This is a genomic window from Streptomyces sp. NPDC051987 (assembly GCF_040680735.1).
In the GTDB taxonomy this organism is placed as follows: Bacteria; Actinomycetota; Actinomycetes; order Streptomycetales; family Streptomycetaceae; genus Streptomyces.
This window is the reverse complement of record NZ_JBFAXI010000003.1, coordinates 129,763-147,199: the sequence shown is the minus strand read 5'-3', so window position 1 is coordinate 147,199 and position 17,437 is coordinate 129,763. Positions and strand designations below refer to the sequence as shown.

Sequence of the window (17,437 nt, the reverse complement as noted above, 5' to 3'; positions counted from 1 at the left end):
CAGCCCCGGCGGCCTTCACAACGCGGGCCCGGCCAGCACCAGGGCGAGCAGGACCGCACCGGCGGAGCTGAACGCCGGGCTCTTCGCCTTGATGCCCACGGTGAGCAACAGCAGGCCGATAATGCCAGTGGCACCGTACGTCGACTGGACCATCTGCTCGAAGGCGATGACGAAGACGGCGGAGAGGAGAGCGAGGGCGGCGGGCATGGTGGTTCCCCCCATCGGTCGGGAAGCAAGGCTTCCGCCAACTCAATCAAGTTGGTAACCAACTCTGATTAAGTTGTCCCCAGTTGGCTGCTAGTTATAAACAACCTTCAAACAACTCCCGCCAGATGGATCAAAGTTGTAGCGTTTGGTCGTGACTCAGGAGAACGTGGCAGTGAACGCCGGCAGCACACCCCAGGAGATCGCCGACACCCTGCGGCAGCGCATCCGCTCGGGCGAGCTCAAGGCCGGCGACCGCCTGCCCACCCAGGCCGAACTGGCCGAGGAGTTCCACGTGGAGCGGGGAACCGTGCGCCAGGCCGTGCGGGCCCTGCACGACGACGGTTTCCTCGTCGACGTCGGCAAGGGCAGCCCGCCGCGCATCGCCGATCCGCGCCCCACGGCGCTGGACGAACCCCAGCCGACGATGGTCGGCCTCGGCCCCCGCATGACGGAGGCGTTCGCCGCCGACCATGTCCGCATCGACGCGGCCTGCCTGACCGCCCAGAGCCTGCTGCCGGCGCTCGCCGAGCCGCTGCGTCTGATCCACGAGGGCCGGTTCCGCCCCGGCCGCATCGACGTCCGTGTCCTGCTGCCCAGCCGGGACATCCCGCTCGCCTTCCCGACCGCGGTCGACGGCGACGACGACACCGTCCACAACCGCTGGCTCGGCATGCGCAACGCCCAGGGCCAGGTCCTCCAGTACAACCTCCAGGGCCTGCGCTCCACCCACAAGATCGACGTGAACGTCACCTTCCGGGCCCTGCCGTTCACCCCGCCGATCAAGCTGTACCTGCTCAACGGCGAGGAGGCGCTGTTCGCGTACTACACGGTCACCCGCCGCGAGGAGCAGACGGAGGACGGCCTGCTCGACATGTACGACGCCGTCGGCTCGGAGTCCCTCCTCTTCTCGTTCGAAAAGCGGACCGGCCCACGCGACGCCGCGTTCGTGGAGCAATCGCAGAAGTGGTTCAACGCCCTCTGGGAAACCATCACGACGGACCTGACACTCTCTTAGTGACTTCTGATACGACGCAGACTGAACTGGTGGCAGCCAAGAGCAAGAGCACGACCGAAGAGATCACGGAACTGGTCAGAGGTGCCCATGTCGTCCTCTGGGACTTCGACGGGCCGATCTGCCGGCTGTTCGCGGGACACTCGGCGGCGGGCGTGGCCGGCGAACTGGTCGACTGGCTGGCGGTCCGGGGCCTGCACGGCCTGGTCACGGAGACCGAGCGGGACTCCCTCGACCCGCACCTCGTGCTGCGCGCCGTGGACCGCCGGCACCCCGGCAGCGACCTGGTCGCGGAGCTGGAGGAACGCCTCACCAAGGAGGAACTGCGGGCCACGGCGACGGCGATGCCCACGGCGTTCGCCGACATCGTCATCCAGACGTGGCGGGCGCGGGGGGCGCGCATGGCGGTGACCACCAACAACTCCCCCCGGGTGGTCCGCGCCTACCTCGACGACCGCGCCCTGACCCCCTGCTTCGCCCCGCACATCTACGGCCGCACCCGGGACCTGCACCGCCTCAAGCCCGACCCGCACTGCCTCCACCGCGCCCTCAACGCGATGGGCGCCGCCCCCGGCGCGGCCCTGATGATCGGCGACTCACCCACGGACTTCCAGGCGGCCCGGACGGCCGGCGTCCCGTTTCTGGGCTACGCGCGTAACGCACGGAAAGCCAGGCTTTTGACCGAGGCCGGCGCGGAGTACGTGGTGGGGTCCTTGTGGCCGCTGCTGGAGATACTCCGGCGCTAGGGGGCACCGGGCGGGGCCGTCGGTCGCGGCGGGCGCCGGGCGGCCGGGGGGCGGCGCGCCTGCGGCGCCAGGCCGCCAGCATGCCGATCAGCCCGGAGCCGTACACGCTCAACTGGACCAGGTCGTCGACCTGTACCGTCACCCCGCATATCCGTAACTCCATGGCGTCCGCCCCCTGCACGCTCCGGTCGACCGTGTGGCACCCGGGCCCACCTGCCTGGTTGCCGGTCACTTTCAGGCATGCCCAGGCAGGTTGATCGGTTAACCGGCAGGGCCGGCCGGCTTCCTGCCTGACCGGTTCGTGTTTGGGTGTCGGCCGGGGGAGGAACGTTCGCTGTATGACGGCCAGGCAGGCGCGTGACGGCGGTGGCAAGGCGTTCCGGCAGGTTTCCGAAGCGCTGCGGACCCGGATGCTGGACGGGACGTACCAGCTGGGTGCCGAACTGCCCGCTCAGGGCAGGCTCGCCAAGGAGTTCGGGGTGTCCCGCGACACCGTCCAGCGGGTGGTGCGCGAACTGGGCAACGAAGGGTGGATCACCTCCCGCCAGGGCAGCCCGGCGCGGGTCGTCAAGGTACAGCGCGTGCAGTCCACCACGGCCAAGGCCACCAGGTCACGGCAGGCGATGACGCTGCAGCCGCTGATAAGCGAGGCGTTCGAGCAGTCCACGGTCTCCCTGGACGTCTTCACCTTGACCTCGGAGTCCCTCGACACCCACATCCGGCTCCAGGCGGAGCGGATCCGGGCCGGTCTCATCGCGCCCGAAAGCATCGTCGTACGGCTGCTGCTGCCTGATCCGCAGCTCGACCTGCCGTATCCCGTGGCCAGGCAGGACAAGAACGATCCGCGCCTGCGGGAGCGGATGCGCGCCATCACCGACCGGCACACCGAATCGCTGCGCACCGCGCTGCGGGACCTGCGGGCCGAGCGGGGGGTGCCGGCCGTCGACGTGCAGATCAGGCATGTGCGGCTGGCTCCGGCCTTCAAGCTCTACGTCATCAACCGAACCGAAGTGCTGCACGGCCTCTACGAGGTCGTCGAACGGCCCATCATCCTGGACACGGGCGAGGAGATCGACGCGCTCGACGTGCTGGGGCTGGGCGCGATGCTGACGCACCACGTCGAGGACGCCGACCCGGACTCGCAGGGATCGGCCTTCGTACAGAAGATGCGGTCCTGGTTCGAGTCGGTTTGGGACTTGCTCGCCGAGTAGCGTTTCTGTCAGGTCCTGGACCGAACACGGTAGGAACAAGCGACGTGCGCTAGCATGCCCGCATTATCTGAGCAACAGCTCCGGTTCGTACGTATGAGAAGGTCAAGCACACCGATCTCAGAACGACCCGACGCAACGGGGCACCAAACCCACCCGTTGTGGCTACTCGATTGCGCCTCTGGTCGTGCGGGCAGTCCGTCGCGTTTACCGTTTGCCGTACCTTCCAGCCAGCGCTAGCAATTCCGGAGCGGCCAGTGGGCGCATCTCCCGTTCCCTCCACGTCCTTCGGGGAACGCGCCAAACCCGGTGCAGGTCGTGCGCTCTACCAGCAGATCATGCGCCATGCCATGGAACACGGCAAGGCGCACAGCGGGCACCACAACAAGAACTACGTCCTGCCGCTGACCGGCCCGATGGCGCTGCTGCTGCGCCAGGAGCCCGGCCTGTCGGCGACGGTGCGCATTCGGCGTTCCGACGCGCTGCCCGTGGTGATCAGGACGTGGCAGAACGAGGCGGAGATCCTCCGGGCCGTCAGGGCCGCGCTGCCGCACGTTCCGCAATGCCTCTTCGAGGGCGACGACTTCGCCATCCACAGCTATGTGGAAGGAGTGCCGCTGTCCAGTGTCTGCGGCAACGGCAAGCCCGTCGACCCGTTGCTCATCGGGGAGATCGCCTGGCTCCTCGCCCAGATGACCCAGGTGCGCAGAAGCACGCTTCCGGCGCTGCCGGACGCCTGGCCCAGCAACGGCCACGACGGGCAGGGCTTCCTGCAGACGCTCGCCCACTGCGCGGACCGGCAGATCCGGCGCGCCAACCTGGACGCGTTCGGCGGACTGTTCGCGGCGCTGGGCATTCCCGAGGACGCCCTCATCCGGTTCGCGGAGCGCGTGCCGGTGATGGCCCGTCGGCCGTACAGCCTGCTCCACGCCGACCTGCACCGGGACAACCTGATCGTCACCTACGGCGGCAAGCCGTCGCTCATCTGTGTGGACTGGGAGCTCGCCACCTACGGCGATCCCCTGCACGACCTGGCGACCCACCTGGTGCGCATGCGCTACCCCGGGCACCAGTGGTCCGAGGTGATCGAGGCCTGGGCCCGGGCCATGGACATCGTCCGGCCCGGAGCCGTCAACGGCGTGGGCAAGGACCTGCGCCACTACGTGGACTTCGAGCAGGCGCAGTCCGTCTATCCGGACGTGATGCGGGCCGCCATGTCCCTGGACGAATCGTTCGACCAGAAGGGCCTGGACGTGGCCACGGCCTCGGTGCGCCGCGCCCTGGAAGCGGCCCAGGCCCCGCTGCGGCTGCGGCAGCTGCCCAGCGAGGCCGAGATCGAGCGCGTCCTGTTCCGCTGGCGGATTTCCCGGGATGAGGCACGCACGGGGCTTTTCTCCAGTTTCGGCACCGCACCCTGGACGCCGGACAGACGTGTTCCGGAGCGCCGGGACTTTCCTTATCTGGCGGTGCACGGGGCACTGCATGCCGAGGGAGCGGCCCCGGCCGGCCGGGTGTTCAAGGGGACCGGTCACCTGAATTCCGTGGTGCGGGTTCCCGGTATCCCGTTCCCGGTCGTGGTGCGGCGCAAGGTGAAAAAGGTGTTCCGCCGCGAACGCAGTTTTCTCAGTGAGCACGCCGTGCTCCGGGCGATCGAGAATTCGGGTGTTCCGGTGGCGGCACCGAAACTCCTGGCCCTCGGTGAGAGCTACCCGGGGAAGTACCAGAGAGACAGCTTTGCCATTCACACCTACGAAGGACCGCTCGACATCGACCGGCCCCCCAATCACCCGGTGCACGGTCTGCTGCCGCACGAGGCGGACCGGCTCGTGGACCAGCTCACCGCGCTGAAGGACGTCGACTACACCGCGCTCGATCCGGCCGCCGATGCCGCGGAATACAGCTTCTACAGCTATCTGAGCGACCAGCTGGTCCTGCTGGTCGAGAACCTGCCCAAGGAGTCCCGACAACTCGCCAGGCAACTCGGCCTGCCTGATGCCGGCCGGCTGCGGCAGATACTTGCCCGACACCGGGTGACTGATCGCAGACCGATCCTCCTGCACGGTGACCTGAACCCCTGGAACCTGGTGCGCCGGGACGACGCCATGGCGCTCACCCTCATCGACTGGGAGATGGCGGTCGTCGGCGACCCCTTGTACGACCTGGTCCGGCACATGCATCTCACCCCGACCCGGCCGGAGATCCGGGACCGGATGTTCCGCCGCTGGGAGCGCCTGCTGCCGGACGCCTACACACATGCCTGGCAGCAGGACTGGCGGGTCTACCGGTGGATCGAGATCGTCCGCTCCGCCTACGTGGACCTGGACCGGCTGGTCACGGGGGCGAGCCTGGACGCTCCCAACGTCCGCCGGGCCGTGGACTCGTACGCCATGACACTGGCGGCGGCGATCGCCTCGCTGGGCCTGCCGGTACGGGCCACCGCCAATCCCCACCTGGCCCGCGCGCTGGCGTAGGGGGCCGTGGCGGGCCCGCAGGTGCGTCTGCCCGCGGCCTGCCTGGCCCGGCGACTTGCCTGACCCGGCGGCCCGCCTGGCCCGGCGACTTGCCTGGCTCGTCACGGAACGCTCGGCCCGGCACGCCTGGCATGCCTGGCGCGTCCGGCCGCGGCACGGCCTGACCGCCGCTGCGTAGGCTCGGCCCCATGGGTGAGATGGGCCTGCGCGAGCGCAAGAAGCGGCGGATGTACCAGGACGTGTCGGACATCGCCGTGCGGCTGTTCCTGGCGAAGGGGTTCGACGCGGTGTCGGTCGCCGAGGTGGCCGCCGCGGCCGGCATCTCGAAGCCGACGCTGTTCCGGTACTTCCCGGCCAAGGAGGATCTGGTCCTGCACCGGATCGCCGACCACGAGACGGAGGCGGCGCGGCTGGTCGCGGGCGCCGAGTCGCCGGTCGGTGTGCTGCGCGAGCACTTCCTCGACGGGCTGCGCCGGAGCGACCCGATCACCGGGCTCAACGACCACCCCCAGGTGCTCGCCTTCCACACCCTGCTCAACAGCACCCCCACCCTGGTCGCCCGTCAGTACGCCTACCTGGAGCGGTCGGAGGCCGCGCTCGCCGAGGCGCTCGGCGGCACCCTGGAGGCCCGGCTCGCCGCCGGCCAGATCATCGCCGTGCAGCGGATCCTGGCGCGGGACAACTGGCGGCGGATCGCGGCCGGGGAGCGGGTCGAGGAGGTGCGGGAGGAAGCGCTGCGGGCGGCGGAGCGGGCGTTCGGGCGGCTGGAGCGGGCCATGCCGGACTGGGGCTGAGTTAAAAATGTAACCCGGTCACATATTTTCCCCTACGCTGTCCCCATGCAGCAGGAACTCGACCGCGAACGCGCCTGTCATGACGCCTGCCGAGCCGCCCTCGCCCGCATGATCGACGGCGCCGTCGAGCACGTCGTCACCGGCGAGGACGTCTCCGCGTCCGGCGCCGACGCCGAAGTGCTCGGACGCCGGCTGCGCAGCCGTGCCAAGGAGATGCGCGAGCTGCCGGAGGGCCCCCTCTTCTTCGGCAGGCTGGACTTCGAGGCGGGCGAGCACGCCGGGCAGACCTACCGCATCGGGCGCCTGCGCATCAGCGAGGAGCCGGCCGCCCCGCCCCTGGTCGTGGACTGGCGCGCCCCCGTCTCCCGCGCCTTCTACCAGGCGGGCCCCGACGACCCGCAGGGCGTCGCGGTACGGCGCCGGTTCGGCTGGGCGCCCGGCAGCCGCGGCGACTCCGCCGACCTCACCGGGCTGGAGGACGAACACCTGGGCAAGGGGGAGCCCGGGACCGGGAGCACGATCCTGACCCGAGAGATCGAACGGCCCCGCGTCGGCCCCATGCGGGACATCGCCGCCACCATCCAGCCCGACCAGGACGACCTGGTCCGGGCCGGTCTCACCGACTCCGTCTGCGTCCAGGGCGCCCCGGGCACCGGCAAGACCGCCGTCGGCCTGCACCGCGCCGCCTACCTCCTCTACACCCACCCCCAGCGCGTCCGCCGCTCCGGCCTGCTGATCCTCGGCCCCAACCGCACCTTCCTCTCGTACATCTCCGAGGTCCTCCCGGCGCTGGGCGAGACCGGTGTCCGGCAGGCGACCCTGCCGGAGGAGATCGGCCGCCACCCGGTCACCGGCACCGACCCCGACCGCACCGCCGTGCTCAAGCACGACCCGCGGATGGCCGAGGTCCTGCGCCGTGCCCTGTACGCCCGCGTCCGCACGGACGCCGTCACCCCCCTCTCGCTCGCCGACGGCACCTACACCTGGCGGGTGCCCGCCGGCACGCTCACGGCGATCGTCGAGGGGGTGCGGGACGAGGAACCGCCGTACGCGGTCGGGCGGGAGCGGGTGCGGGGCCGGGCGATGCGCGCCGTGCAGCTCCAGGCCGAACGGCGGGCCGGCCCGCAGCCCGCCGCCTGGGCCAGGCGCCTGGAACGCTCCCGGGCGATGAGCGCCTACCTCGACACCGTCTGGCCGAAGGTGCGTCCGGAGGAGGTGCTGGCCGAACTCCTCACGGACGGCGAGGTGCTGGCGGCGGCCGCCGAGGGGCTGCTGACCCCCGGCGAACAGCGGGACCTGCGCTGGCCTCGCCCGCCGCGCTCGTACAGGTCCGCCCACTGGTCGGCAGCCGACCTGGTCCTCCTCGACGAGCTCGCGGGGCTCGTCGAACACCCCGAGGGCTACGGTCACATCGTCGTGGACGAGGCCCAGGACCTGTCTCCCATGGAGTGCAGGGCGATCGCCCGCCGCGCGGTGTTCGGCTCCCTCACCGTCCTCGGCGACCTCGCCCAGGCCACCACCCCCTGGGCGGCGCGGAGCTGGGACGCCGTACTGGCCCACCTGGGCAAGCCGGAGGCGGCCGTGGTCCCGCTCACCACGGGTTTCCGCGTCCCGGCGGCGGTGGTGGCCCTGACCAACCGGCTGCTGCGCCGCCTGGGCACCGACGTACCGCCGACCAGGTCCTACCGCGGCGACGGCCAGGTGACGATCCGCCCGACCACCGACGTGCCCGCGGCGACGGTCACCGCCGTGCGGGAGGCCCTGACCCACGAGGGCTCGGTGGGCGTCGTGGCGGCGGACACCCAGGTGGCCGCCGTACGCGAGGCGCTGACAGCCGCCGGCCTCCACCCCGCGGCCCCGGCCGAACTGGGCGCACGGCTGACCGTGGTCCCGGCGAGCGAGGTCAAGGGCCTGGAGTACGACCACGTGGTGGCCGTGGAACCGGCGGCGGTGGCCGAGGCGGAGCCACGCGGCCTGCACCGCCTGTACGTGGTCCTGACCCGAGCGGTCTCCCGCCTGGACGTGGTCCACACCCGGCCACTGCCCTTCTGAAGACACGGCGACCCCAGCGCGCCTTCTCGGACGGACCGCAGCCCGTCGAGCTGCTCGACGAGTGTCAGCCGGCCGAGCATCCGCACTCCCTGTCACGAACAGCCCCTCTCGCCGGCCGAGTCGGCCCGGCCCCAAGCAGGGGCCTCGCCCGAGCGGCGGGCGCCGGGTCATGAATCCCGGCGCGAGCCCCTGTGCCGGCTCCGGTGCCTGGTCGTCAGGCGGGGCGCTGGGCCATGACGACCACCCCCGGTCCGCTGAACTCATCTGCCGGGAGGCGAAGTTCGGCGACGGGGCGCAGTCCGGCCTGCTCGATCAGGCCGACGAACCGTTCTGGCTGCCACTTGTGTGTCGTCCAGCGGACGGACACACCTCCGTAGGCCTCCGTGCGCAGCGCGTCCTCGTCGCCGACGTGGGTTCCGGTGATGAGGTGTCCGCCCGGCTTCAGGGCCCGCGCGAACAGGGCGAGGACCTGAGGAAGGACGTCGCGCGGGAGGTTGAACAGTGACCACCACCCGAGTACGCCGCCGAGGGACGCCTCATCGAGGCTGAGGTCGGTGGCGGAGGCGACGCTGAAGCGGCAGTGCGGATACAGGCGGCGCGCGTTCTCGATCATGCGGGGTGAGAGATCGACCCCGGACACGTCGAGTCCGCGTTCGGCGAGGTAGGCGGTCACCGTTCCGGGCCCGCAGCCGACGTCGAGCACAGGCCCGAGCGCGCCCACGGTGTCGGCGAAAGCGTCGATCGCCGCCTTGAGCCAGGGATGGCGACGGATGTCCCCCATTCCCGTCGTCGCCACCATCTCGGCGTAGTTGTCGGCCACCCGGTCATAGGACTCACGGACCACGTCGAGATCGGCCGGTCGGTCGATTTGGTGTGCACGCATCAGCCAACGATAGGGGGGACGAGTTCGCCGAGGCAGGAGATCGAACCACTCGGCCGGGCAAGCGGCCCCAACCCAGTTCGCCGTTCCCGATACGGGCGGGTACGTTCCGCCCGTCCAATTCCTCATGGACTGACTGTCCTGCACGACGACTCCGACTTCGTCACCGTGGCGCGTTTCCTGCCCGACGTCAGCGGGCGGAATGTGCGCAACGCCCCGGGTTTCCAGCATCCTCGGCCGGCGTCGACACTCCTGGGAAGAGAGCAGGGAACGGCTCTTCCGCAAACACCCCAGGGCTCGTTCCCATGCCGCTCTCACAGCCAGGGACATGAGACGAAGCACGCTGGATGATCTACTCCGGGGGGCCAGTGATCGTAGGCGATCACGTTCTTTGCTCCGCAGGCACCCCTTGGACCACACCACCAGGAGGGACCAGTGTCACACCCGCAACCGCTCAGCCCCGAGGAGAAGCTCGCCGACGCGAAGACGCAGCTGGGCCTCCCGCGTATCGTCGTGATCTGCGGCTCCACCCGTTTCATGACCGAGATGACCGAGGCTGATCTGCGAGAGACCAAAGCCGGAAAGATTGTCGTCAAGCCGAGTTGGGACATGAAGTCGCCGCACGAACTTTGGGTCAGTCCTGTCGAGGCCGACGCGCTGAAGGTTCGACTGGGGGATCTGCACCGTGCGAAGATCCGGCTCGCTGATGAGGTGCTCGTAGTCGGCGACTACATCGGAGACAGCACCCGAGCCGAAATCGCCTACGCCCGGTCGCTGGGCAAGCCGGTGCGGTTCACGCACCCCGAAGTGAACCCTGACGCCTGACTGTCCGCTGTCACCCCGACGCGGTCCGGAACGCGAGATACCGGCTGAAGGCTTCGTGGCTGTCGGGAGTGAAGCGCCACTCCAGCAGGGCCGACCGCAGTTCATGTTCCGTCAGCCAGCCGTACCAGGCGACCTCGTCGGGATCCGGGACCACGGCATCCGGCACCACGGCTTCGTGCACGCCGAGCCAGTGAGGGCTCAGGCCGCTGCGGTTGATGAACGTGAACAGCAGGCGCGGCAGCGCACGAATGCCCAGCTCTTCGGCCAGCTCCCGCGCGGCGGCCTGTTCATAGGACTCGCCGACATGTGCGGCGCCACCGACCTCGACCTCATAGAGCCCGGGGAAGCGCCACACCTGCTCCGACCGCCGGTGGACGAGGATCCGGCCACGATCATCACGACACACCGTGACGGCGACCCGATGCAGCCACCCCTCCCGGATGGCCTGCCGGCGGCTGACCACCATCCCCAGCTCACGATCGTGATCGTCGACACGCTCCACCAGTTCGTCCACGTCGAGCACCCTGGCAGAGCCCACTGACATCCCTGCTTCCCAGTGACTCGCGGGAACCGGACCGAAGAGCACCTGGGCAAGGAGTCCGGGCCCGGATGACGACAGCCGTCGTGCACGTTGGCACCCATCCTGCTCGGGCTCTGAGCTGGGCGTTGGTGATGAGCCTGCTTGAGCCTGAAGGTATGCAGTCCGCCCGGGGCGAAGCCGCGACCTCTTCTGTCGGCGTTCAGCGAACCAGACGTGCATCCCGCGGATACATATACTGGATATTGTCCTTGAATAGAGGAGTCCAGTATGAGCGTGACGACGATCGACCTTGATGACGATGCGCTGGAGAAGGCCATGCGTGTCGCCGGTGGTGGCACCAAGAAAGATGTGGTCAACGCCGCCCTTCGCGAGTACGCCGAACGCCATGAGCGGGCCGCGCTCGTAGCCAAGCACTTCCACGCCGCCCAGCAGTGGGACTACGAGGGCTGGCGGCAGCGCCGCGTCGAGGACAAACAGGGTGGCGCGTGATCCACTACCTGCTCGACTCCTCGGGTCTGTGGCGCCTCCTGCGCGAGGAGCAGCTGAGGGACGCGTGGCTGGAGACCACCACCCTCCGGGCCATCGGGTCGTGCGCCCCCCAGCGGGCCGAGTTTCGGCGCTCAGCGCGCAACGCCGCGGAGTACGAGGCCATGGGGGAAATGTTCATGGATCTGTACCCCGACGTACCTCTCCCGAAGAGGTTGTGGGACTGGATTGAAACAGCCCAGTACGCGCTCGCGGAGAAGGGGGCGCTCGGTGCGGCCGGGCCGCTCGACCTGATGATCTGCGCGACCGCCGTGCATCATGGACTGGTTGTACTGCACGACGACGCTGATTTCGTCACCGTGGCCCGCTTCCTGCCCGACGTCAGCGAGCGGAATGTGCGCAACGCTCCAGGCCTCTAGCGCCGTTGGCGCGCGGCGCCTGTGGGACAACCTGCGAGAGACCTCGCTGTGCAGATCGACCGGGATCCGATCACATCACCGAGCAGATTCCGTGGGAGTCCGCACAAACACTGGGAACGGACACCAAAGCGGTAAGTCACACGGCCGTCCGGGTATGACGCGGCACACTTTTGCAAGCAGGTGCTTGCAATTGTTAGCGAGGGTGGGGCAGGGTGGAGGTATGGCATCGCTGAACGTCGGCAATCTCGGTGAGTACCTGCGTGAGCAGCGGCGCAACGCGCAGCTGTCGCTCAGGCAGCTCGCCGATGCCGCCGGGGTGTCCAATCCGTACCTGAGCCAGATCGAGCGCGGGCTGCGCAAGCCGAGCGCGGAGGTGCTGCAGCAGGTCGCCAAGGCCCTGCGGATCTCCGCCGAGACGCTGTACGTCCGCGCCGGAATCCTCGACTCCGAGCGGGATCTGAACGAGGTGGAGACCCGCGCGGTCATCCTCGCCGACCCCACCCTCGACGAGCGGCAGAAGCAGGTGCTGCTGCAGATCTACGAGTCGTTCAGGAAAGAGAACGGCTTCGGGTCGGGCGAGGAACGCGCGCGCGACACGGAGACCCCGGGCGCCGAGGGCGACGACGCCGACAGCGAGAAGACCGATCCGCGGCGGACGGCCGGATGAGCCGGCCAAGCGCGCCGGCCGCCGCGCCGCGGACCACAAAACCCTCAACCGAACTTTAATACGGGAGGACCATCACCATGGCCATCACCGACGACCTGCGCAAGACCCTCAGCGACCCGACCCCGCTCTACTTCGCTGCCGGCACCGCCGACCTGGCCCTCCAGCAGGCCAAGAAGGTCCCCGGCCTGGTCGAGCAGCTGCGCGCGGAGGCCCCGGCCCGCATCGAGGCGGTCCGCAAGGCCGACCCGAAGGCCGTCCAGGAGAAGGCCGCCGCCCGCGCCAAGGAGGCCGGTGCCAAGGCCAAGGAGGCGCAGGCCAGCCTTCAGTCCAAGGTCAACGACTTCATCGTGTCCCTCGACGGCGACCTCAAGAAGCTCGGCGAGTCCGCCCAGGACTTCGCGCTGCGCCAGGTCGGCGTGGCCGCCGAGTACGCCGTCAAGGCCCGCGAGACCTACGAGAAGGTCGCCGAGCACGGCGAGCAGGCCGTGAAGACCTGGCGCGGCGAGGCCGCCGAGGAGATCGAGGACCTGGCCATCGCCGTCGAGGGCAAGGCCGAGACGGTCCAGGACGACGAGAAGAAGGCGGAGGCGCCGAAGGCCGCCGAGACCAGGCCGGCCGCGGTGAAGAAGGCCCCGCTCGCCAACGCCAAGAAGGCCCCGGCCCCCCGCAAGGCCACCCCGGTCAAGAAGACCACCCCGCCGGCCAAGTAACCGGCGCACGCGTCAGCGGACCGTACGGGCCGGGCACCATGAGGGTGCCCGGCCCGTTCTACGGGTACGGTGACCGCGTAGGGATCGGGAGAGAGCGGGTGGTGGCAGCATGCTGATGCTGGGGTTCGCGGGGTTCCTGGGACTGTTGAAGATCGTCCTGATGGGCCTTGCCGCGTTCGCGCTGGTCGACGCCGTGTTCCGGCGCGAGGACGCCTTCCGCGCGGCCGACAAGCAGAACAAGATGTTCTGGCTGATCATCCTGGCCATCGCCCTGGTCGTCAGCTACCTCTTCTCGATCCTCTCCATCCTCCCGATCGCGGGCGTGGTGGCGAGCATCGTCTACATCGTCGACGTCCGCCCCGCGGTCAAGCAGGTGTCGGGCGGTGGCGGCGGCTGGCGAGGCCGCCGAGGCGGCAGCAGCAGCGACGGCCCGTACGGCCCCTACAACGGCGGCCGCTGACCCTCCAGGACGCGCCTGCTGGGAGAAGCGCCCCCGAAGGGGCGCGGGGCTGTATTGATCATGCGGCTCCGCCGCGTGGACGCGACCAGCCACGAACCGCCCGCACCCGTCCGACGGCAGCAGCCCCTCCGGCGAGCAGCCGCTCTCAAACCCCCCGATCCAGAAGCACGACGGCCACGTCATCCGTCAGCTCGCCCCCATTGAGCTGCCGCACCTCATTCACCGCCGCCCGCAGCAACGCCTCCCCGGTCAGGCCGGAGGCCAACTGCCGCCGCACCATCTCGACCATCCCGTCCTGCCCCAGCCGCTCGCCGCCGGACCCCACCCGGCCCTCGATCAGCCCGTCGGTGTAGAGCATCAGACTCCACTCGGCGCCCAGCTCCACCTGCATCCGCGGCCACCGGGCCCCCTTCAGCAGCCCCAGCGCCGGTCCGTTGTTCTCGTACGGCAGCAGCTCGGCCGGCCGGCCCGGCCGGGCGACCAGCGGTGCCGGATGCCCGGCCAGGCACAGCCCGGCCCGGCGCCCGTCCGGCGTGATGTCGACGGTGCACAGCGTCGCGAAGATCTCCTCGTCGGACCGCTCGTGCTCCAGCACCTCCTGCAGCGTGGACAGCAGCTCGTCGCCGCACAGCCCCGCCAGGGTCAGCGCCCGCCAGGCGATCCGCAGCTCCACGCCGAGCGCGGCCTCGTCCGGGCCGTGCCCGCAGACGTCACCGATCATCGCGTGCACGGTCCCGTCGGGCGTGCGCACGGTGTCGTAGAAGTCACCGCCGAGCAGCGCCCGGGAGCGGCCGGGGCGGTAGCGGGCGGCGAAGCGCAGTGAGGAGCCCTCCAGCAGCGGCGTGGGCAGCAGGCCCCGCTCCAGGCGCCGGTTCTCCTGGGCCCGCAGCCGACCCTCCGCCAGCTTGCGCTCGGTGGTGAGGGAGCGTTTGCGCTCGACGGCGTACCGGATGGCGCGGCTCAGCAGCCGTCCGTCCAGTTCGTCCCGGAAGAGGTAGTCCTGCGCGCCGACGCGCACGGCCTCGGTGCCGCGCTCGGCGTCACCGGAGGCGGTGAGTGCCAGCACGGCGTGCCGGGGCGCGAGCTCCAGCACGTGCTTGAGCACGGCGAGCTCGCCCTCCGTGTCCTTGCCGCCCGGCGCCGGGAGCGCCAGGTCCAGCAGGATGCAGTGGACGTCGTCGGTCAGCAGCCGCTCGGCCTCGGTGAGGTTGCGGGCGGTGCGGACGCGGATCGAGGTGCCGGACGCGTCCCGCAGCTCGGGCAGGACCGGTGAACCGGCCGGATCGTCCTCGATCAGCAGCAGGGTGAGAGTGGTGCCGCCGGTGTTCTGGGCGACGGCTTCCGTGCGGTTGGCCTCTTCCTTGAGGGGGCCGCCGCCCTGTGCGGGCGCGGCGGCCGGCGCCTGACCACTCTCCACGGCCGGGATCGCTCTCTGCCGCGGTACGGGTGCGGGCATCGTGTCGGGTTCCTTCCCTCCCCCCGAGGGCACGGCGGGGCGAGGGACCTCGACCCACCAGACGGGGACCATAGCGGTACTGGCCGCCGCAACGGAATGGGGTGAGCCGCACCGCCCTGTCTCAGGCCTCTGTCATATGCCGCGTGCCGCACCGGAGTTGGGCGGGAGGGACGCCGGACGGGAATGACGAAGGTCACGTGCCGCCGCGGTTTGAACGGATGTTGGCGTGCACTGGGTCACATGACTCAGCTCACGAAAGGGACATCACGCCCGAAGTGCTCGGCGGTGCCGCGGTGCTGCTCAGGCGTCCGGCCGGACCACCCCGAGGATCGGCATCGATCCCGCGCCGCCTATCGACACGGTCCGCCCCGGGCGCGGGGCCTGGATGATCGCGCCGTCCCCGATGTACATCGCCACATGGCTGGCGTCGTCGAAGTAGATGATCAGGTCACCGGGCCGCATGTCCTGCACGTCGACGTGCTTGAGCTGCTTCCACTGCTCCTCGGAGGTGCGCGGGATCGGCTTCCCGGCGCTCGCCCAGGCCTGCGAGGTCAGCCCCGAGCAGTCGTAGGAGTCCGGGCCCTCGGCGCCCCACACGTACGGCTTGCCGAGCTGCCGGGTGGCGAACGCGACCGCCTTCCTGCCCGCCGCGGACGCCTTGCTGTGGATCTCGTCGAGCACCCCGGTGTCCAGCCAGGCGGTCTGTGCCTTGTACGCGGCCTCCCGCTCCAGCTCGGCGAGCCGCTCCTTCTGCTTCTTCTCCAGCGTCGACTGGAGCTTCTCGGCGGCGGCGATCCGCTGCGTGATCTTCTTCTTCGCGGCGGCCTTCGCCTTGCGGCCGGCCTCCAGCCTGTTCCACTGGTCGGCCGCGTCCGCCGCGTACTGCGTCAAGTCCTGCTGGGTCTGGGTCAGTTCCCTGATCAGGGCCTTGGTGGCGCGCTCGCCCTGGAGCACCCGCCCGGCGCCGTCCAGGAACTCGGTGGGGTTGTCGCTCAGCACCAGCTGGGCGGTGTCCGGCAGGCCGCCGGTGCGGTACTGGGCGGCGGCCGCCCGGCCCGCCCGCTCCTTCAACTCGTCGAGCTTCTGCTGCCCCTTGGCGATCTTCTTCGCCAGGCCGACGATCTCGGCGGACTGCTTCCGGGCCGCCTCCTCGGCGGCGTTGTACGCGTCGGTGGCGACGGCCGCGTCGTGGTAGAGCGCGTCCAGCTTCTCGCGTACGGCCTCAAGGTCCTTGTCCGGCGGGAGAGCCGCGGAGACGTCGGCCGAGGCCGAGGCGGTGGGGGAGGGGGTCGGCGCGGGCGCCGCGAACGCCGGGCCGGGCGCCGCCAGTACCGTCACCGCGCAGACCACGGTCACCGCCGTCGTCAGGATCCCCCGCCCGCCTGCCCGGACGGTGTGCTTGTCCGGTCCCATGACCCGCCCCCCAAAAAACTGATTAACCGTCAGTAACTTCCGCTCCGGGGAGGATCGTGCCACGGTGCGCCACAAAGCGACAGAGGCAACGGCAGGTGGGTTCCTCCCCGGATTTCCCCCGAGCATGACGATCTCCCCGCCTGTGTGACGAACGACTCATGGAGCTCGTTCCCACCCCCGCGTCACCCCGTCCCATCAGGCCTTCGGCGCCAAAGCCCGCCACGCCACCGTCACTTCGCCCTGCCGCCAGCGCCCCGCGGAGTCCGCCACCGGCCAGTCGGCCGCCAGGTCCCGCACCGCCCGGATCCAGCGCTGCCGGGCGCCGTACGAGGCGTAGGGCGCGGCCGCCGCCCAGGCGCGGTCGAAGTCCCGCAGGAACGCGTGCACCGGCTCGCCCGGCACATTGCGGTGGATCAACGCCTTCGGCAGCCGCTCGGCGAGGTCCGAGGGCCGTTCCAGGGAGCCGAGCCGGGTCGCGAAGGTCACCGTCCGGGGCCCCTCCGCCCCGAGTGCCACCCACACGTGCCGCCGCCCGATCTCGTCACAGGTCCCCTCCACCAGCAGTCCGCCGGGCGCGAGCCGCCCGCACAGCCGCCGCCACACCTCGGCGACCTCGCCCTCGTCGTACTGCCGCAGCACGTTGGCCGCGCGGATGAGCGACGGCCTGGCGGGGACCGGGACCTCGAACCCGCCGTGCCGGAAGGTGAGCCCCTCCCGCTCGTACGGCCTCGCGGCGGCGACCCGCGCGGGCTCGATCTCCACCCCGACGACCCGCGCGCGGGGCGCGACGGTGCGCAGTCGGCCGAGGAGTTCGACGGCGGTCCAGGGGGCGGCGCCGTAACCGAGGTCGACGGCGACCGGGTCGTCCGCGCGCCGCAGCGCGGCCCCGTGCGTGGCGGCGATCCACCGGTCCATCCGCCGCAGCCGATTGGGGTTCGTGGTCCCGCGTGTCACCGTCCCCACGGGGCGGGAGGCGACGCGGGCTGTCATGCCTAAGAGGGTAAACAGCGACACACCCCACCTGGAGACGCCCTGCATCGAACCACCCTGAAGACTCGAACGGTTGATCGATGAAAAGTAATCTGTCGGC

General features: G+C 70.3%; 18 protein-coding genes. 12 read left to right on the top strand and 6 right to left on the bottom strand.

Going from position 1 to position 17,437, the window contains the following annotated elements:
- Positions 1-15: 15 nt before the first annotated feature.
- Entirely contained in the window at positions 16-207 is a 192-nt protein-coding gene (locus AB0M11_RS02660; RefSeq protein WP_365700562.1) for a hypothetical protein, read from the bottom strand.
- A 145-nt stretch (positions 208-352) separates the two neighbouring features.
- Between AB0M11_RS02660 and AB0M11_RS02655 the strand changes: the two genes are divergently transcribed.
- The 6 genes from AB0M11_RS02655 to AB0M11_RS02630 all read left to right on the top strand — a co-directional run bounded on the left by AB0M11_RS02655 (position 353) and on the right by AB0M11_RS02630 (position 8,490).
- Positions 353-1,222 carry a GntR family transcriptional regulator gene (locus AB0M11_RS02655; RefSeq protein ID WP_365700559.1) on the top strand — a complete coding sequence of 290 codons (870 nt, stop codon included), beginning with the start codon at positions 353-355 and terminating at the stop codon, positions 1,220-1,222.
- A 29-nt stretch (positions 1,223-1,251) separates the two neighbouring features.
- Positions 1,252-1,965, top strand: a complete 714-nt coding sequence (locus tag AB0M11_RS02650) for an HAD-IA family hydrolase (protein WP_365700557.1) — start codon at positions 1,252-1,254, stop codon at positions 1,963-1,965.
- A gap of 338 nt (positions 1,966-2,303) precedes the next feature.
- Positions 2,304-3,176: a winged helix-turn-helix domain-containing protein gene (locus AB0M11_RS02645; protein WP_365700555.1), complete on the top strand. Its 873-nt coding sequence runs from the start codon at positions 2,304-2,306 to the stop codon at positions 3,174-3,176.
- A gap of 335 nt (positions 3,177-3,511) precedes the next feature.
- A complete protein-coding gene (locus AB0M11_RS02640) occupies positions 3,512-5,644 on the top strand; it encodes an aminoglycoside phosphotransferase family protein (protein ID WP_365700554.1) in 2,133 nt (710 codons plus the stop codon).
- Positions 5,645-5,832: 188 nt separating this feature from the next.
- The gene (locus AB0M11_RS02635) at positions 5,833-6,438 is read left to right on the top strand and encodes a TetR family transcriptional regulator (RefSeq protein WP_365700552.1); all 606 of its coding nucleotides are present in this window, start codon (positions 5,833-5,835) and stop codon (positions 6,436-6,438) included.
- Positions 6,439-6,483: 45 nt separating this feature from the next.
- Complete coding sequence (locus tag AB0M11_RS02630) at positions 6,484-8,490, top strand: AAA family ATPase (protein ID WP_365700550.1); 2,007 nt, start codon at positions 6,484-6,486, stop codon at positions 8,488-8,490.
- Between the two features lie 214 nt (positions 8,491-8,704).
- Here AB0M11_RS02630 and AB0M11_RS02625 read toward each other — a convergent pair whose 3' ends face one another.
- Positions 8,705-9,373: a class I SAM-dependent methyltransferase gene (locus AB0M11_RS02625; RefSeq protein ID WP_365700548.1), complete on the bottom strand. Its 669-nt coding sequence runs from the start codon at positions 9,371-9,373 to the stop codon at positions 8,705-8,707.
- Positions 9,374-9,805: 432 nt separating this feature from the next.
- Here AB0M11_RS02625 and AB0M11_RS02620 point away from each other — a divergent pair, with 432 nt between their 5' ends.
- On the top strand, positions 9,806-10,195 hold the full coding sequence (locus tag AB0M11_RS02620) for a hypothetical protein (protein ID WP_365700546.1): 390 nt from the start codon (positions 9,806-9,808) through the stop codon (positions 10,193-10,195).
- 10 nt (positions 10,196-10,205) lie between these two features.
- On the opposite strand, the gene AB0M11_RS02615 is transcribed toward AB0M11_RS02620, so the two are convergent.
- Positions 10,206-10,739, bottom strand: coding sequence for an NUDIX domain-containing protein (locus tag AB0M11_RS02615; RefSeq protein WP_365700695.1), 534 nt, complete (start codon positions 10,737-10,739; stop codon positions 10,206-10,208).
- A gap of 264 nt (positions 10,740-11,003) precedes the next feature.
- Here AB0M11_RS02615 and AB0M11_RS02610 point away from each other — a divergent pair, with 264 nt between their 5' ends.
- The 5 genes from AB0M11_RS02610 (at position 11,004) to AB0M11_RS02590 (ending at position 13,478) form a co-directional block, all read left to right on the top strand.
- Positions 11,004-11,225, top strand: coding sequence for a type II toxin-antitoxin system VapB family antitoxin (locus AB0M11_RS02610; protein ID WP_365700545.1), 222 nt, complete (start codon positions 11,004-11,006; stop codon positions 11,223-11,225).
- Entirely contained in the window at positions 11,222-11,641 is a 420-nt protein-coding gene (locus AB0M11_RS02605) for a PIN domain-containing protein (RefSeq protein ID WP_365700541.1), read from the top strand. The genes AB0M11_RS02610 and AB0M11_RS02605 overlap by 4 nt, the downstream gene beginning before the upstream one ends.
- 220 nt (positions 11,642-11,861) lie before the next feature.
- On the top strand, positions 11,862-12,308 hold the full coding sequence (locus tag AB0M11_RS02600; protein WP_365700539.1) for a helix-turn-helix transcriptional regulator: 447 nt from the start codon (positions 11,862-11,864) through the stop codon (positions 12,306-12,308).
- A 77-nt stretch (positions 12,309-12,385) separates the two neighbouring features.
- The gene (locus AB0M11_RS02595; protein ID WP_365700537.1) at positions 12,386-13,018 is read left to right on the top strand and encodes a hypothetical protein; all 633 of its coding nucleotides are present in this window, start codon (positions 12,386-12,388) and stop codon (positions 13,016-13,018) included.
- Between the two features lie 109 nt (positions 13,019-13,127).
- Entirely contained in the window at positions 13,128-13,478 is a 351-nt protein-coding gene (locus AB0M11_RS02590; RefSeq protein ID WP_365700535.1) for a DUF2516 family protein, read from the top strand.
- Positions 13,479-13,623: 145 nt separating this feature from the next.
- Here the strand turns inward: AB0M11_RS02590 and AB0M11_RS02585 are convergent, their stop codons facing one another.
- The 3 genes from AB0M11_RS02585 to AB0M11_RS02575 form a co-directional block, all read right to left on the bottom strand.
- Positions 13,624-14,934 (bottom strand): fused response regulator/phosphatase, encoded by a 1,311-nt coding sequence (locus AB0M11_RS02585; protein ID WP_365700533.1) that lies wholly within the window; start codon positions 14,932-14,934, stop codon positions 13,624-13,626.
- A 300-nt stretch (positions 14,935-15,234) separates the two neighbouring features.
- Complete coding sequence (locus AB0M11_RS02580; RefSeq protein WP_365700532.1) at positions 15,235-16,347, bottom strand: NlpC/P60 family protein; 1,113 nt, start codon at positions 16,345-16,347, stop codon at positions 15,235-15,237.
- Positions 16,348-16,542: 195 nt separating this feature from the next.
- Positions 16,543-17,337 (bottom strand): class I SAM-dependent methyltransferase, encoded by a 795-nt coding sequence (locus AB0M11_RS02575; protein ID WP_365700530.1) that lies wholly within the window; start codon positions 17,335-17,337, stop codon positions 16,543-16,545.
- Between the last annotated feature and the right edge of the window lie 100 nt (positions 17,338-17,437).

Coding starts and splice junctions, on each gene's coding strand:
- AB0M11_RS02660 (WP_365700562.1), bottom strand. CDS start 207: ATGCCCGCCGCCCTCGCTCTCCTCTCCGCCGTCTTCGTCATCGCCTTC.
- AB0M11_RS02645 (WP_365700555.1), top strand. CDS start 2,304: ATGACGGCCAGGCAGGCGCGTGACGGCGGTGGCAAGGCGTTCCGGCAG.
- AB0M11_RS02640 (WP_365700554.1), top strand. CDS start 3,512: ATGCGCCATGCCATGGAACACGGCAAGGCGCACAGCGGGCACCACAAC.
- AB0M11_RS02635 (WP_365700552.1), top strand. CDS start 5,833: ATGGGTGAGATGGGCCTGCGCGAGCGCAAGAAGCGGCGGATGTACCAG.
- AB0M11_RS02630 (WP_365700550.1), top strand. CDS start 6,484: ATGCAGCAGGAACTCGACCGCGAACGCGCCTGTCATGACGCCTGCCGA.
- AB0M11_RS02625 (WP_365700548.1), bottom strand. CDS start 9,373: ATGCGTGCACACCAAATCGACCGACCGGCCGATCTCGACGTGGTCCGT.
- AB0M11_RS02615 (WP_365700695.1), bottom strand. CDS start 10,739: ATGTCAGTGGGCTCTGCCAGGGTGCTCGACGTGGACGAACTGGTGGAG.
- AB0M11_RS02610 (WP_365700545.1), top strand. CDS start 11,004: ATGAGCGTGACGACGATCGACCTTGATGACGATGCGCTGGAGAAGGCC.
- AB0M11_RS02600 (WP_365700539.1), top strand. CDS start 11,862: ATGGCATCGCTGAACGTCGGCAATCTCGGTGAGTACCTGCGTGAGCAG.
- AB0M11_RS02595 (WP_365700537.1), top strand. CDS start 12,386: ATGGCCATCACCGACGACCTGCGCAAGACCCTCAGCGACCCGACCCCG.
- AB0M11_RS02590 (WP_365700535.1), top strand. CDS start 13,128: ATGCTGATGCTGGGGTTCGCGGGGTTCCTGGGACTGTTGAAGATCGTC.
- AB0M11_RS02585 (WP_365700533.1), bottom strand. CDS start 14,934: ATGCCCGCACCCGTACCGCGGCAGAGAGCGATCCCGGCCGTGGAGAGT.
- AB0M11_RS02580 (WP_365700532.1), bottom strand. CDS start 16,347: ATGGGACCGGACAAGCACACCGTCCGGGCAGGCGGGCGGGGGATCCTG.
- AB0M11_RS02575 (WP_365700530.1), bottom strand. CDS start 17,337: ATGACAGCCCGCGTCGCCTCCCGCCCCGTGGGGACGGTGACACGCGGG.